At 67.2% G+C, this 14947-nt stretch carries 11 protein-coding genes; 4 read left to right on the plus strand and 7 right to left on the minus strand.

Annotated elements, in window-relative coordinates; genetic code table 11:
* The 3 genes from ER13_RS11495 to ER13_RS11505 form a co-directional block, all read right to left on the minus strand.
* On the minus strand, positions 1–818 hold an 818-nt coding region (locus tag ER13_RS11495), incomplete at its 3' end, for an outer membrane protein (protein ID WP_231492539.1).
* Between the two features lie 229 nt (positions 819–1047).
* A complete protein-coding gene (locus tag ER13_RS11500; protein ID WP_035309389.1) occupies positions 1048–1515 on the minus strand; it encodes a MaoC family dehydratase in 468 nt (155 codons plus the stop codon).
* A gap of 63 nt (positions 1516–1578) precedes the next feature.
* A complete protein-coding gene (locus ER13_RS11505; RefSeq protein WP_035309390.1) occupies positions 1579–2559 on the minus strand; it encodes a threonine/serine dehydratase in 981 nt (326 codons plus the stop codon).
* 58 nt (positions 2560–2617) lie between these two features.
* On the opposite strand from ER13_RS11505, the gene glpK reads away from it, so the two are divergent.
* Together glpK and ER13_RS11515 are read left to right on the plus strand one after the other, a co-directional pair.
* A complete protein-coding gene (gene glpK, locus ER13_RS11510) occupies positions 2618–4114 on the plus strand; it encodes a glycerol kinase GlpK (RefSeq protein WP_035309392.1) in 1497 nt (498 codons plus the stop codon).
* Positions 4115–4147: 33 nt separating this feature from the next.
* Positions 4148–5221, plus strand: coding sequence for a phosphotransferase (locus ER13_RS11515; RefSeq protein ID WP_035309394.1), 1074 nt, complete (start codon positions 4148–4150; stop codon positions 5219–5221).
* A 122-nt stretch (positions 5222–5343) separates the two neighbouring features.
* Here the strand turns inward: ER13_RS11515 and ER13_RS11520 are convergent, their stop codons facing one another.
* From ER13_RS11520 to ER13_RS11535, 4 genes are all read right to left on the minus strand, one after another.
* Positions 5344–6096, minus strand: a complete 753-nt coding sequence (locus ER13_RS11520; RefSeq protein WP_035309396.1) for a thioredoxin family protein — start codon at positions 6094–6096, stop codon at positions 5344–5346.
* Positions 6097–6163: 67 nt separating this feature from the next.
* Positions 6164–8377, minus strand: coding sequence for a prolyl oligopeptidase family protein (locus ER13_RS11525; RefSeq protein ID WP_035309398.1), 2214 nt, complete (start codon positions 8375–8377; stop codon positions 6164–6166).
* 150 nt (positions 8378–8527) lie between these two features.
* Positions 8528–10687 (minus strand): prolyl oligopeptidase family protein, encoded by a 2160-nt coding sequence (locus tag ER13_RS11530; RefSeq protein ID WP_035309401.1) that lies wholly within the window; start codon positions 10685–10687, stop codon positions 8528–8530.
* Between the two features lie 93 nt (positions 10688–10780).
* Positions 10781–11572, minus strand: coding sequence for a potassium channel family protein (locus tag ER13_RS11535; protein ID WP_008261921.1), 792 nt, complete (start codon positions 11570–11572; stop codon positions 10781–10783).
* A 40-nt stretch (positions 11573–11612) separates the two neighbouring features.
* On the opposite strand from ER13_RS11535, the gene dapF reads away from it, so the two are divergent.
* Both dapF and ER13_RS11545 read left to right on the plus strand, forming a co-directional pair.
* Positions 11613–12443, plus strand: coding sequence for a diaminopimelate epimerase (dapF, locus tag ER13_RS11540; RefSeq protein ID WP_035309407.1), 831 nt, complete (start codon positions 11613–11615; stop codon positions 12441–12443).
* Between the two features lie 143 nt (positions 12444–12586).
* Positions 12587–14944 (plus strand): NADP-dependent malic enzyme, encoded by a 2358-nt coding sequence (locus ER13_RS11545; protein WP_035309403.1) that lies wholly within the window; start codon positions 12587–12589, stop codon positions 14942–14944.
* Positions 14945–14947 lie beyond the last annotated feature (3 nt).

The raw sequence follows: 14947 nt of genomic DNA on the forward strand, positions 1-14947 counted from the left end.
GCGGCGTCGGCTTGGCGGGGGCTCAGCAGGGGCGAGTAGAGGCCCAGATACAGGTCCGCCGAACGGCCTGCGTCGAAGACGATGTTGTCCTTGGTCTGCCGCAGACCCAGGGTCACGGTGTGCGACTGGTCGTAGTCGCCGTCCCATTCGCCGAACGAGGTCGCGCCGACGCCGGTGCCGACCGTGGTCGAGGCGAACGAGGCGTCGCCCGTCAGATAGCGGTAGGTCAGGTCGATATTGGTGCGGTCGCCCACAGCCCAGGCCAGACCGGCGATCGCCTGAGCGGCGAACTCGGTCGAGCTGTCGTCAGCACCGAAGGAAGCGCCGCGGTTGGCCCGCAGATTGCCGACAGTGTCGGTGTTGACGTGGTTCACGCCGGCGCCGAGACCGACGAAGGGACGGATGCCCCAGGCTTCATAGCCGAAATCATAGATGACATTGGCCATCAGGGTGGCCGACTCGATGTCGCCTTCCGGAGAGAAGCAGCCGCCGGTCGCCGGGGTCAGGTTGCACAGGCCCTGGGTGCCGGAGACGGCGCGCACGGTGCCGATGTCGCCCGAGCGGTAGCCGCCTTCGAGTTCAACGCGCCAGTTGGGGTTGAAGCGATAGCCGAGACGGGCGAAAGCCGCCCAGCCGTCGTTCACTTCATAGTTCCAGTTGGCACCCGTCGTCGACGATTCGGCGTTGATGTCGTCGATCATGTGGTAACCGGCGTCGATCGCGCCGTACCAGCCGTTAGGTTCTGCCGAAGCCGCGCCAGCTGACAGGGCCAGGGCGGCCGCTGCGCTGGAGGCCAGCACGATAGTCTTCATACGCATGGGGATTAGCCCTCCGCCTGTTTGTATTCGGGCGGGTCTACCGCCTTCGCGGGTCTTACCAGCGTTGCCGTCGAAGGTCGAGGCGAAAACGAGGCGGACAAGCGCGCTGAATTGATCACCGTGCTATTGATGCTACAGGTAAAATTGTCTCTGAGCCATTGCTTGGACGCACTTCGGACCCCGCGAGAACACAACGCCGGGGCGCTGGCATGTCCCCCCAAACGAGAATTTAGCCGGCCATCACCTGCATTCCCAACCACTCCGCGATCAGGGCGGGCTTGTCGTCGCCTTCAATCTCGACCGTGATTTCATGCTTCAACAACCAGCGCCCTGCGCCCCTGTCTTCGGCCGACAGCAGCCGGAACCGCCCCCGAACCCTCGACCCCGCCCGCACCGGAGCCAGGAATCTGAGCCGGTCAAATCCGTAATTGATTCCCATCACCGCACCCTTAAGCGGCGCAACGGCGTCATAGCTCATCGCCGACGCCAGGCTGAGGGTCAGGAAACCGTGGGCGATGGTTCCGCCGAACGGCGTCGTCTGGGCGGCCTCGGGATCCACATGGATGAACTGCCGATCCTCGGTGCAATCGGCGAAGGCGTCGATCCTGGCCTGGCTGACCTCGAACCACCTCGAGACCCCCACCTGCTGGCCAACCCGACTCTGGAGCTCGCTCGTCGTCATCACCGTCTTCGCCATGAGGTTCCTTCCCGACTTTCCTGTTTGAGCGACGGTGGCCGAGACAATGCCGGAAGGAAAGACCTACCCCTCGAAACGGCCTTCCAAGATCTCGCCATAGAGCACCGCGTCAACATTGCCTCCGGACAGGACGATACCTGTGGTTCGCCCTTTCGTCTCGGACTTGCCGGAGAGCAAGGCCGCCAGGGACACCGCCCCGCCGGGCTCGACGACCAGCTTCAGGTGACGGAAGGCGAACCGCACCGCCTCGGCCACCTCCGCATCCGACACCGTGAGCGCCCCCGCCAGCCGCCGATTGATCGGCCAGGTCAGTACGCCCGGCATCGGGGACATCAGGGCGTCGCAGATCGACGGCGGGCCCTGCGGATGACCAACCCGCTCCCCCGCCGCCAGAGACCGCGCGGTGTCGTCATAGGCCTCGGGCTCCACCACGATCACCTTCGTCTGCGGACTGCGTTCAGCCATGACCAGATTGATCCCGGCCATCAGCCCGCCGCCGGAGGCGCCGCACAAAAGCTGGTCCATCGGCGCATCCGCCTGGTCCAACATCTCCAGCGCCACCGTGCCCTGGCCCTCGATAATGAAGGGATCGTCGAACGGCGGGACCAGAACAGACCCCCGCTCGGCTGCTATCGCGGCGCCGATGGCCTCTCGGCTCTCGGTCCAGCGATCATAGAGCCGCACCTCTCCGCCGAATCCGATCACCCCCTCGACCTTCACCCGGGGCGAGTCGGACGGCATGACGATGATCGCCGACGTCCCGACCAAGGCGGCGGCGGCGGCCACGCCCTGGGCGTGATTGCCGGAAGAAAAGGCGACGACGCCCCGCGCCTTCTCCTCGGCGTTCAGTCGGCTGATGCGGTTGTAGGCCCCGCGAAACTTGAACGCCCCTGCCCGCTGCAGGTTCTCGGCCTTCATCAGCACCCGCCCGCCGACCACGGCGTTCAGGGCGGGACTTTCGATCAACGGCGTGCGGACAGCGACGCCGTTGATCTGGCGGGCGGCGTCAAGGACGCCTTCAAAGCTGGGCAGGTGCGTCGTCATATGCTCCCCTTAGCCCAGGGTACGAGCGCCGCGTAAGGCGCCGATATGGAGAAACCGCTTGAGCCTGATCCTCGCCATCGACCAGGGCACGACCTCGACCCGCGCCATCGCCTTCGAAATCCGCGACGGGGGCCTGCGCCCCGTGGCCGTCAGCCAGATCGAACTGGCCCAGCATTTCCCCCAGTCCGGATGGGTCGAGCATGATGCGTCCGAGATCTGGTCCGCCGTGCTCCAGACCTGTCGCGAAGTGGTGCAGAAGGCGGGCGGCGTCGATCGGTTCGCCGCCGTGGGCCTCACCAACCAGCGCGAGACGGCCGTGATGTGGGACGCAGGGACCGGCGCGCCCCTGCACCGCGCCATCGTCTGGCAGGACCGGCGCACCGCCCCCGTCACTGCGCGACTGACCGCAGAAGGCCACGAGCCCGCCGTCCAGGCTGCGACCGGCCTGATCCTGGATCCCTATTTTTCGGCGACCAAGTTCGCCTGGCTGCTGGACGCCGTGCCGGGGGCGCGCGACCGGGCGATCCGGGGCGAGGTCAAACTGGGCACGATCGACGCCTGGTTGATCTGGAAACTGACGGGCGGCCGGATTCACGCCACCGACGCCTCCAACGCCGCCCGCACCGCCCTGATGGACCTGAAGACGGTCGAATGGCGCGACGATCTGTGCGCCCTGTTCGCCGTGCCCCGCGCCGCCCTGCCCGCCATCGTTCCTTGCGCGGGGGTGATTGGTGAGACGGAGCCCGGCCTGTTCGGCCGCGCCCTGCCCCTGGCCGGATCCGCGGGAGACCAGCAGGCGGCCCTGGTCGGGCATGGCGCCCTGCACCCCGGAGACGCCAAGATCACCTATGGCACCGGGGCCTTCCTGGTCGCCAATGTCGGGCCGGAACCCGTCGCCTCGACCCGTCGTCTGCTGGGCACGCTGGGCTATCAGGCCGCAGGCCAGACCGCCTATGCGCTGGAGGGTTCGATCTTTTCGGCCGGCTCGGCCATTCAGTGGCTGCGCGACGGGGTGAAGCTGATCTCGGAATCCCGCCAGTCCGAAGCAATGGCGCAGGGCCTGGCCGATAACGGCGGCGTCTATATGGTGCCCGGTTTCACCGGCCTGGGCGCGCCCTGGTGGGAGCCCGAGGCGCGGGGCGCCGTGGTGGGGCTGACGCGGGATTCCGGCCCGGCCCATTTCGTCCGCGCGGCGCTGGAGGCCCTGGCCTATCAGACCCGCGACCTGCTGGACGCCCTGGCCCAGGACGGCGCCCCGCCGCTGAAAACGCTGAAGGTCGACGGCGGCGTCACCGCCAACAGTTTCGCCATGCAGTTCGTCGCCGACATCTGCGAGGTCGAGGTCGAACGCCCGGCCTTCCAGGAAATGACCGCCCTGGGCGCCGCCCGCCTCGCCGCCCTCGGCGTCGGACTTCTGCCCGATCTGCAGGCCCGCACGACCGAGGCCCCGGCCCGCTGGACGCCCCGCATGAAACCGGCCGAGCGCGACCGCCTGCTTTCCGGCTGGCGCCGCGCCGTAAAGGCCGCCATCATCGCCGCGCCGGACCGCGCATAAGACGGGGCCGGTGCAGGAAACAACAGGCCGCCCATGACCGACGCTACAATAGACGCCCAGACGGCTTTTTCCGGCACACGTGAGGTCGATCCCCGCTATCGGCTTGACGAGGAGGCTCTGGACGCCTGGATGGCCGTCCATGTCGCTGGCTACGTCGGTCCGCTGACGATGCGCCAGTTCAAGGGCGGCCAGTCGAACCCGACCTATGAGCTGACCACGCCCGGCGCCGCCTATGTGTTGCGCCGCAAGCCGCCCGGCGTCCTGCTGCCCAGCGCCCATGCGGTGGACCGCGAATTCCAGGTCATCTCAGCCCTCGCCGCCCAGGGATTTCCAGTGGCCCGGCCGCACGCCCTGTGCATGGACGAGACCGTCATCGGCTCGATCTTCTATGTGATGGACAAGGTCGAAGGGCGTATCTTCTGGGACCTGAAGCTGCCCGGCCTGACGCCGACGGAACGGCGCGCCGTCTATGAGGCCCAGACAGACGCCCTGGCCCGGCTGCACGCCTTCGATCCCGACGCCATCGGCCTGACGGACTATGGCAAGGCCGGCAACTATTTCGCCCGCCAGGTCGGCCGCTGGACCAAACAGTATCGCGCTTCCGAGATCGAGCCGATCCCGTCCATGGATCGGCTGATCGCCTTCCTGCCGGACAGTCTGCCGCCCGAGGGGCCCAGCCGCATCGTCCACGGCGACTTCAGGCTGGACAATCTGATCCTGGCGCCGGATGCGGCCGAGGTTCGGGCCGTGCTGGACTGGGAGCTGTCGACCCTGGGCGATCCAATGGCCGACTTCTCCTATCTGCTGATCGCCTGGGCCATTCCGGCGTCCCTGCGCAACGGCCTGGCCGGCGCCGACCTGGAGGCTCTGGGGATTCCCTCCGTCGAGGAAACGGTCGAACGCTATGCGGCGGCGACCGGGATGCGGCCCGCCAATCTGGACTGGCTGTACGCCTATAATCTGTTCCGACTGGCGGCAATCTGCCAGGGCATCGCCGGTCGCGTCCGCGACGGCACAGCGGCCAGCGCCCACGCCCGCACCATGGCCGCCCAGGTCGGGCCGCTCAGTGACGCGGCCTGGGGCTTTGCGAAGAAGGCGGGCGCCTAGAACCCCCTGGCCTGCCCCTGCAGCTCTATCCGCCCCTGAGCCTCACGCGCCGAACGACCGGTTGCCGGCGACAGGCCCAAACTCCGTCAGAGCGTCCTGCCCGACGTCCCAGTAGGCGCGGTTCAATTTCTGACGGCGGCGCCCAGGATGCGGCGATCCGTCTTGCCCTGGATCATCACCACCACGGCGTCTCCGCCATGCGTCTGGGGCAGATCAAACAGGATGGGCCGGCCGCGCCAGTCGCCGAGGTTCACGATATCCCGCACCACATTGACGTGGCGTACGGTCTGCCCCCGGTTCTCGCCACGGCTGACCTCGACCATTTGGGGGCCGGGCGTATAGGTGACGGCCAGCACCTCCGCGCCGCCCGACGGCGGGCGGCCCGAACCGATCCCGACCTGATCGCCGGTCTCGCGGAATTCGATCTCGGGCGGCCAGATACGGCGGCTCGCCTCCTCCACAATGGCGTGTTCCAGCTCCAGTCCACGCGCGCCGGACACCTGGCGGCGGCCGTCGATCACCACCTGGGGCGTGGACACGCCGCGTTGGCGCAAAGCGGCGCGATAGGCGCGCTGGCGCTGCACGAACTCGGGCCGGGCGAAGGTGTCGGTCCAGCCCAGATAGTCCCAGTAGTCGACGCCATAGGTCAGGGCGATGACCCCCGGCTCGCCCGCCGCCCGCTCGACCACCGCATTCGCCTCGACACAGCCGCCGCAGCCCTGGGCGGTGAACAGTTCGACCACCACCGGCGAGCCGGCCGCGGCGGCCGCGCGCACGGGCTTGCCCCGCGCCCCGACAGGCTGGGCGACCGACCCGACGGACAACAGAACGCCCGTCATGACCGTCGCTGCGATGATCCAGACCCTGTTTCTCATGGCGACGTTCTTTAGCCCGCGCAGATGCGGCCGGGAGTCATAAGTGCGTGACCCGCAGCCCCAGGCCTCAATCCATCAGTTGTTGCGACAGATAGACATAGTGACGGGCCCAGCGCCGCGCATTGGCCACCGGATCGGCGTCGTTGGAGTGACCGCCGGCCGTATCCTCGTAATAGAGATGGTCGTGGCCCTGGTCGCCCAGACGGGCGGCGAACTTGCGCGCGTGGCCCGGGTGGACCCGGTCGTCGCGGGTGTTGGTGGTCAGATAGACGCGGGGATAGGTCACGTCCGGCCGCAGCTGCTGATAGGCGGAATATCGGGCGATCCACTCGGCTTCTTCGGGGATGCGCGGATCGCCGTATTCGCCGATCCACGAGGCGCCGGCCGGCAGCTCGTGATAGCGCAGCATGTCGACCAGCGGGCTCTCGATCACCGCTGCGTTGAACAGTTCCGGATGCTGGGTGATCGACACGCTGGTCAGAACACCCCCGTTTGACCGGCCATAGATGCCCAGGCGGCGCGGGCTGGTGACGCCGCGCTGTTCCAGATCACGCGCCACGGCGGCGAAATCGTCGAAGGCGCGCTGGCGGTTTCCGTCCAGGGCCGCCTGGTGCCAGTCGGGACCGAACTCGCCGCCGCCACGGATATTGGCCTGGACGAAGACCCCGCCCCGCTCCAGCCACAGCTTGCCCATCTCGGGCTTGTAGGCCGGGTTCAGACTGACCTGGAAGCCGCCGTAACCCAGCATGATGGTCGGGTTCGACCCGTCCAGCTTCATGTCGCGCGGACGGGTGATGAAATAGGGGATCCTGGTCCCGTCGGTCGAGGTGGCCTCGTACTGCTCCACCACATGGGTCGAGGCGTCGAACTTGGCCGGGGCGGATTTCAGCTCGGTCAGGGCGCCGATGTCCATACGGGCCAGGCTGAGGGTCGGAGGCGTCAGGAACCCCTGGAAGGAGACAAAGGCCTCGCCGCGCGACTTGGAGGAGTCGCCCAGATTGACGGCCACATTGTCGGGCACGGCGATGGAGGCGCCGCTCCAGACCGGGCGATTGTCCCGCCCGAAGCTGAACTGGGTCAGGCGACCGGCGACATTGTCCGACAGGGTGGCCAGGACGGAATCGCTCATCACCGCGACCGACTGCAGCGATTGGCGCGGCCCCGGCGTGAAGATGGTCTCGGGATCGGTGTCGGGATAGAGGCCGCCGCTTCCGCGTTTCAGCTCGTCCAGCGACACGGCCAGCAGCGAGCCCGCCGTCACCTCTCGCGCACCCCAGCGCCACGCCTCGTCGTTCGACACGACCAGCCGGTCGCCGATGACGCCATAAATCGACACCCGCGACGGCAGGGCCAGCTTCATCGTCGAACCGTCGTGGGCCATGGCCCAGGTCTCCGACCGGAAGGTGTCCAGCGGGCGGGTGATGATGACGGCTGTGACCTTACCGTCCTTGTCGCGATAGACGGCCGGGCTGACGCCATAGCCGCCGTCGCCCTGTTCGCCGCGATAGACCTCGACCGCCTGGGCCAGGGTCTGGCCGCGCTTCAGCGTCTTGACGATGAAGGGATAGCCGGACTCGGTCATTGTTCCGGAGCCAAAGTCGGTGGCGACCAGGAGCGTGTCGCGGTCCAACCATTCGATGCGGTGCTTGCCCTCTGACAGGTTGAAACCACCGTCCACGAACTGTTTCGTCGTCAGGTCGAACTCGCGCACCACCACCGCGTCCTTGCCGCCGTCGGACAGATTGATCAGGCAGCGGGTCTCGTCGGGCGCCAGGCAGTCGGCGCCCTTGAACACCCAGTCCTTGCCCTCAGCCTTGGACAGGGCGTCGATGTCCAGCAGGGTCTCCCACTGCGGGGTCGCGGTGCGGTAGCTGTCCAGCGTCGTGCGCCGCCAGACGCCCTTGGGATTGGCCGCGTCCTGCCAGAAATTGCCGATTCCGTCGCCGAGGAAGGAAGGGCCCGGGATCCGGTCGGTGGCGGTCAGGATGGCCTGGGCCTCGGCGCGGAAGGTCTCATAGCGCGGGTCGCCGGTCAGGACGGCCAGGGACTTGCGGTTCTCATCGGCGACGAAGGCCATGGCCTCGGCCCCATCCACCTGCTCCAGGGCCAGATGATCGTCCGCTGCGGCGACGCCCGCAGGGGTCAGGTCGCGCGGGAAGTGGGGCGGGGACGTCTCCGAAGCGACGGTCATGGGGGAGAAATACTCTTCCATGTTCCGGTTGCTCGCGCAGGTTCCGAGCAGCAGCGCCGGGATGGCGGCGGACAGGATCAGGTGACGCATGGCTCAAACTCTCCGCTCATCCCCGCGAAAGCGGGGACCCAGACCTTTGGGCGTTCGGCGCCGCCCGTTCGTACTGAACTCGATCCCAGTCGCCGAACCTTGCGAAAGAACTGGGTCCCCGCTTTCGCGGGGATGAGCGGATAAAGAGACCTATTCCTTCGCCGGGGAATCCATCAGCCGCCGCGACAGGTAGGTGTATTCCAGCGCCAACCGACGCGCCGTCTCTTGCAGGTTCGCCCCCGCCGCATGGCCGCCATCGGTGTTCTCGTAGAACAGCACCGGATAGCCCAGCTCTTCCAGACGCGCCGCCGCCTTGCGGGCGTGGCCCGGATGGACGCGGTCGTCCTTGGTCGAGGTGTGGATGAAGACCTCCGGATAGGGCTGGCCGGCCCGCAGGTTCTGATAGGGCGAATAGGCCTGGATCCAGGCGCGTTCTTCCGGAACGTCCGGATCGCCGTACTCGCCCTTCCACGAGGCGCCGGCCAGCAGCTTGTGGAAGCGCAGCATGTCGAACAGGGGCACCTGGATGACCGCCGCGTTGATCAGGTCGGGCCGCTGGGTCAGCATCGCCCCCATGAACAGGCCGCCTTGGGAGCCGCCCATGATCCCCAGCTTCGGCTGGCTGGTGATGTCGCGCGCGATCAGGTCCAGGGCCACGGCCTGGAAGTCTTCATGCGCCCGCTGGCGGTTCTGCTGCAGGGCCGCCTCGTGCCAGCGCGGACCGAACTCGCCGCCGCCACGGGGATTGGCGATGACATAGACCCCGCCCCGCTCCAGCCACAGCTTGCCGACCGTGGCCGAATAGCCGGGCAGCAACGAGCTTTCGAACCCGCCGTAACCGTACAGCAACGTCGGGTTCGACCCGTCCAGCGGCATGTCGGCCTTATGGACCACGAAATAGGGGATCATCGTCCCGTCGGCCGAACGGGCCTCGTGCTGGTCCACCGTCATGCCGGTCGCGTCGAACTTGGCCGGCATCGACTTGACCTGATCGACCGCGCCGGTCGCCGCATCGGCCAGCCACAGGCTGGACGGGTTCAGATAGCCGGTGACGCTGACGAAGACCTTGTCATCGGTCTCCGACGCCGAGCCGACGCCGACCGAGACGTTCTGCGGCAGGCCCAGGGTGGAATAGGTCCACTCGCTGTCGCCGGGGCGATAGACCCGCACCGAACCGCGCACATTGTCGTACAGGGCGACGACCAGGGTGTTGCGCGTCGCATTGACCCCCTCGACGGCCTGACGCTCGGTCGGACGCAGCACCAGGACCGCGGGCGTGGCCTGGTCTTCCAGCCAGGCGTCCAGCGGCCAGGCGATCAGGTCGCCGCTCTTGAAGTCCTGGCCCGACGGCGCGGTCCAGTCCTGTTTCAGCGACACAACCAGCTTGCCCGCGACCAGTCCGGTAATGTCCGACTTGGCCGGCAGAGCCAGTTTCACCACCGCCCCGTCGTCGGTCACGCGATAGGTCTCGGACGAATAGAAGTCGATCGACCGGTTGATCAGGGTCGCCTTCAGCGCCCCGTCGGCGTCCCGCAGCGTATAGCCGGACACCGAGACGTCGGTCGGTTCGCCCATGAACAGGACGTCGGCCTGATCCAGCGACTGACCGCGCATCATCCGCTTCACTATCATCGGATAGCCGGAGTTGGTCAGGGTGCCGACGCCGAAATCGCGCGAGATCAGCAGGGTGTCCTTGTTCAGCCAGGTCGCGCCGCCCTTGGACTCCGGCAGGAAGAAGCCGCCCTCGACGAAGCTGCGGGTCACGCTGTCGAACTCACGCAGGGTCACGGCGTCCTTGCCGCCGTTCGACAGGCTGATCAGGCAGTAGCGCTCTTCGGGCGCCAGGCAGGTCGAACCCTTGTAGACCCAGTTGGCGCTCTCGGCCTCGGCCAGGGCGTCGATGTCCAGCACCGTCTCCCACTGGGGCTCGGCGGTCTTGTAGGAGTCCAGCGTCGTGCGTCGCCAGACGCCGCGCACATGCTGGGCGTCCTGCCAGAAATTGTCGATATGACCGTCATGGGTGAAGCCCGGAGCCGGGATCCGGTCGCGCGCCTGTACGATGGCTAGCGCCTGCTGGTGCAAGGGCTCATAGCGGGGGTCGCCTTGCAGCACGCCCAGCGAATGGGTGTTGTGGTCCTTGACCCAGGCCATGGCCCGCGCGCCCTCGACGTCCTCGAGCCAGACATAGGGGTCGCTCGCCTCGCTGGTTGCGAAGGCGGGAGCGGAGGAAGCGGTCTGGGCCATGGATACCGACGTCAGGCTGGTGGAGGCGAGAAGGGCCGCGAGCACGGCGGCGGATGAGCGGATCATGGACAGTCCCCGGAATTGAAGACGGGCACCTTAACGGCGGTCCGCCGCGCGGCAAGGCGACGAATCCGCCCTTACGGTTTTGTCATCTTTGTCTCAGCCCTCGTCCGGGATGCAGATCAGATTTCCGCAGGCCTTGCAGTGGACGGCGTCCGGGTCATGGGTCTGAAGGCCGCATCGGTCGCAAGGGAAACGAACCTTGTGCGGCTTGATCAGGGCCTGGGCCAGACGCAGGAACAGGGTGATCCCCACCAGCATGATGGCGATGGACAGAAGCTTGCCCAGCGGCCCCGGCAGGGTGACGTCGCCGAACCCGGTCGTCGTCAGGGTCGCCACGGTGAAATAGAGGGCGTCGATATAGCCGCTGATCCCGTCATGCCCCCGGAAGGTCGCATAGACGAAGCCGGTCACGACGAAGACGAAGGTCACCAGGCCCGAAAGCGCGCGCACGATCCCCTCGACCCGGGTGTCGTCGAACCGCGCGCCGACCGTCCGCCAGAAGAAGTCGGAGTTCAGCAGGGTCCACAGCCGCAGCATACGCAGGAAGCCGAGGTTGAACAGCCAGGCCGGGAACAGCAGGGTCGCCAGAATAAACAGGTCCAGCCAGACGATCGGCCGTTTCAGCCAGTCCTTGATGTCGGAATAGGCGTAGGCCCGCGCCGCCAGATCGACCGCCAGCAGGGCGGCGATCAGATAGTCGAGCACATAGAAGGCCCAGCCCATGTTCTTCAGGATCGGCGCCGCCAGGAAGAAGGCGATGATGGCGAAGTCGATGACAATGACCGTCAACCGGAACTTCACCGCCGCCGGCTGGCCGCCGTGATACAGGTATCGCAGCCGCGCGCGCAGCCTCAGGCCGTCCTTGGGGTCGGTTTCGCTCTGGGACACAGTGGTTTCCGGACGACGGGGATAGGCCTATATGGCCTGCATGACCCGTCCTTTCATCAAGATGAACGGCGCCGGCAATGACTTCATCGTCATCGACGCGCTGGAAACGCCGTTTCGTCCGACCGAGGACCAGATCCGCGCCCTGGCGGATCGCGCCACGGGCGAGGGGTTCGACCAGTTGATCGCCATCGAGCCGTCCGAGACCGCCGACGCCTTCATGCGGGTGTGGAACGCCGACGGCTCCATGGTGGAGACCTGCGGCAACGCCCTGCGCTGCGTCGGCTGGCTGCTGATGGAGGCCGGCGGCGGCGACAGGGTCACGATCGACACCGCAGCCGGCCCCACCGCCGCCACACGTGCGGGCGACCGCCGGGTCACGGTGGACATGGGCCGCCCGCGCCTCGACTGGACTCAGGTGCCCCTGGCCGAAGAGATGGACACGCGCGGCATCGAGCTTCAGGTCGGCCCCATCGACGCCCCGCTGCTGCACACGCCCGGCGCCCTTTCCATGGGCAATCCCCACGTCGTCTTCTTCACCGACCGCCAGGACGACGGCTTCGTCACCGGCTCGGGCTCTCTGGTCGAGCACCACCCGCTGTTTCCTGAAGGCGTGAATGTCGGTTTCGCCCATGTCCTTGACCGCGACCATATCCGTCTGCGCGTCTGGGAACGGGGCGCCGGCCTGACCAAGGCCTGCGGCACCGGCGCCTGCGCCGCCCAGGTCGCCGCAGCCCGGCGCGGCCTGACGGATCGCAAGGCCACCGTCGTCGTCGATGGCGGCGAATTGGTCATCGACTGGGACGCGGCGACCGACCATGTCCTGATGACCGGCCCCGTCGAGATCGAACTCACGGGCGCCCTGTCCTTCTAGACGGCGCATCCGGTTGACGCTGACGCAAACGGAAACTTGCGGCCCGGTCTGTGACCCTTCCGGGGCGTCAAGGCTTGGCGCAGCCCTTCCCACGCTCTAGGACACGAACGGTTACAGCCCCGCTGACGCCCTGGACGCCCCCGATGCCCGATCAAACCGAAAAACAGACCTTCTCCGACCAGGAGGCGCTGGACTTCCACCTCTTCCCGACCCCGGGCAAGATCTCGATGGCCCCGACCAAGCCGATGGCGACCCAGCGCGACCTGTCGCTGGCCTATTCGCCGGGCGTGGCCGTGCCGGTCCTGGCCATCGCCGCCGATGCGGACAAGGCCTACGAATACACCTCCAAGGGCAATCTGGTCGCCGTCATCTCCAACGGCACCGCCATCCTGGGCCTGGGCAACCTGGGCCACATGGCCTCCAAGCCGGTGATGGAGGGCAAGTCGGTCCTGTTCAAACGCTTCGCCGACGTCGACAGCTTCGACGTCGAGGTGAAGACCACCGATCCGGACGAGTTCATCACCGTCGTCAAGAACATCGGCGACACCTGGGGCGGCATCAATCTGGAGGACATCAAGTCCCCCGAGTGCTTCGTCATCGAAAGCGAGCTTCAGGACCTGCTGGACATCCCCGTCTTCCATGACGACCAGCACGGCACGGCCATCATCTCGACCGCCGGCCTGATCAACGCCTGCCACGTCGCCGGAAAACGGCTGGACGAGGTCAAGGTGGTTCTGTCGGGCGCGGGCGCGGCCGGCCTGTCCTCGATCGCCCTGATGAAGGCCGCCGGGGTCAAGGCCGAGAACACCGTCATCTGCGATCGGGACGGCGTCGTCTATCAGGGCCGCGAACACGGCATGGACCAGTGGAAGGCCGCCCACGCCACCGACACCCCCCTGCGCACCATGGCCGAGGCCATGGTCGGGGCCGATGTCGTCCTGGGCCTGTCGGCCAAGGGCGCGATCACCAAGGAGATGGTGGCTTCCATGGCCCCCAATCCGATCATCTTCGCCATGGCCAACCCCGATCCCGAGATCACGCCGGAAGACGTCAAGTCAGTCCGGTCCGACGCCATCATCGCCACCGGCCGCTCGGACTATGTGAACCAGGTCAACAACGTCCTGGCCTTCCCCTATCTGTTCCGGGGCGCCCTGGATGTGCGCGCCCGTCGGGTGAACCACGAGATGAAGGTCGCCTGCGCCCAGGCCCTGGCGGCCCTGGCCCGCGAGGATGTGCCCGACGAGGTGGCCGCCGCCTATCGCGGCCGCAAGCTGAAATTCGGCCCCGACTATATCATCCCCACCCCGTTCGACCCGCGCCTGATCTGGTACATCCCGCCCTTCATCGCCCAGGCGGCGATGGATACCGGCGTGGCCCGCGTCCAGATCGAGGACATGGACGTCTATCGCAACGCCCTGCGCTCGCGCGTCGATCCGTCCGCCGCCCTGATGCAGAAGATCAACTCGGCGGTGCGCGGCGGGCCGAACAAGCGCGTCGTTTTCGCCGAGGGCGAAGAACTGGCGGTCATCCGCGCCGCCTGGGGCTTCAAACAGGCCGATCTGGGCACGCCCATCCTGGTCGGCCGCGAGGATCTGATCCGTCAGAACGCCGCAGAGGCCGGTCTTAATTTCGACGACCTGGGCATTGAGATCACGAACGCCCGCGTCTCCGAACACAATGTCGAGGACACCGACTGGCTGTACGAGAAGCTGCAGCGCCGGGGCTATCTGCGCCGCGACGTCGCGCGGATGATCAACCAGGACCGCAACTATTTCGCCGCCACCCTGGTGGCCAAGGGGCGGGCCGACGCCATGGTCGCGGGCGTGACCCGCAACTTCAACATGGCCCTGAAGGAGGTCCAGCGCGTGCTGGACGTCGAGGACACCCTGATCGGCCTGTCGATCCTGCTGGCCAAGGGCCGCACCCTGTTCGTGGCCGACACCACCATCCACGAACTGCCGGACGCCGCCGAACTGGCCGACATCGCCGTCAAGGCGGCCGAGACCGTGCGCAGGCTGGGCCGCAATCCGCGCGTCGCCTTCCTCAGCTATTCGACCTTCGGCAATCCGCCCGGCGACCGCGCCGAAAAGGTGCGCGAAGCCATCCGCATCCTGGACAAGAAGGGCGTCGATTTCGAATACGAAGGCGAAATGCCGCCCGAGGTCGCCCTGGATCCTAAGGGCCACTCCGCCTACGCCTTCAACCGCCTGACCAAGCCGGCCAACGTCCTGGTCATGCCCGCCATTCATTCAGCCGCCATCTCGACCAAACTGGTCCAGGCCCTGGGCGGCGCCACGGTGATCGGCCCCCTGCTGGTCGGGCTGGAGAAGCCGGTGCAGATCGTCTCCCTGGGCGCCTCGGTCAGTGAGATCATCACCGCCGCCACCTTCGCCGCCTATGACGCCGGTCCCGCCTTCCAGGGATCGGGCCTGACATCGGCGCAGCGGCCGCCCGCAGCGGCGGTCGAGAAGACCACCACTGCGGTGCCCCCCACTGTCTGATCA

It is taken from the genome of Brevundimonas sp. EAKA, assembly GCF_000698025.1.
Classification (GTDB): domain Bacteria; phylum Pseudomonadota; class Alphaproteobacteria; order Caulobacterales; family Caulobacteraceae; genus Brevundimonas; species Brevundimonas mediterranea_A.

What these genes read in the sequence shown, in the direction of transcription:
- ER13_RS11500 (WP_035309389.1), bottom strand. Translation starts at nt 1,515, where the DNA reads ATGGCGAAGACGGTGATGACGACGAGCGAGCTCCAGAGTCGGGTTGGC.
- ER13_RS11525 (WP_035309398.1), bottom strand. Translation starts at nt 8,377, where the DNA reads ATGCGTCACCTGATCCTGTCCGCCGCCATCCCGGCGCTGCTGCTCGGA.
- ER13_RS11515 (WP_035309394.1), top strand. Translation starts at nt 4,148, where the DNA reads ATGACCGACGCTACAATAGACGCCCAGACGGCTTTTTCCGGCACACGT.
- ER13_RS11505 (WP_035309390.1), bottom strand. Translation starts at nt 2,559, where the DNA reads ATGACGACGCACCTGCCCAGCTTTGAAGGCGTCCTTGACGCCGCCCGC.
- ER13_RS11545 (WP_035309403.1), top strand. Translation starts at nt 12,587, where the DNA reads ATGCCCGATCAAACCGAAAAACAGACCTTCTCCGACCAGGAGGCGCTG.
- ER13_RS11530 (WP_035309401.1), bottom strand. Translation starts at nt 10,687, where the DNA reads ATGATCCGCTCATCCGCCGCCGTGCTCGCGGCCCTTCTCGCCTCCACC.
- ER13_RS11520 (WP_035309396.1), bottom strand. Translation starts at nt 6,096, where the DNA reads ATGAGAAACAGGGTCTGGATCATCGCAGCGACGGTCATGACGGGCGTT.
- dapF (WP_035309407.1), top strand. Translation starts at nt 11,613, where the DNA reads ATGACCCGTCCTTTCATCAAGATGAACGGCGCCGGCAATGACTTCATC.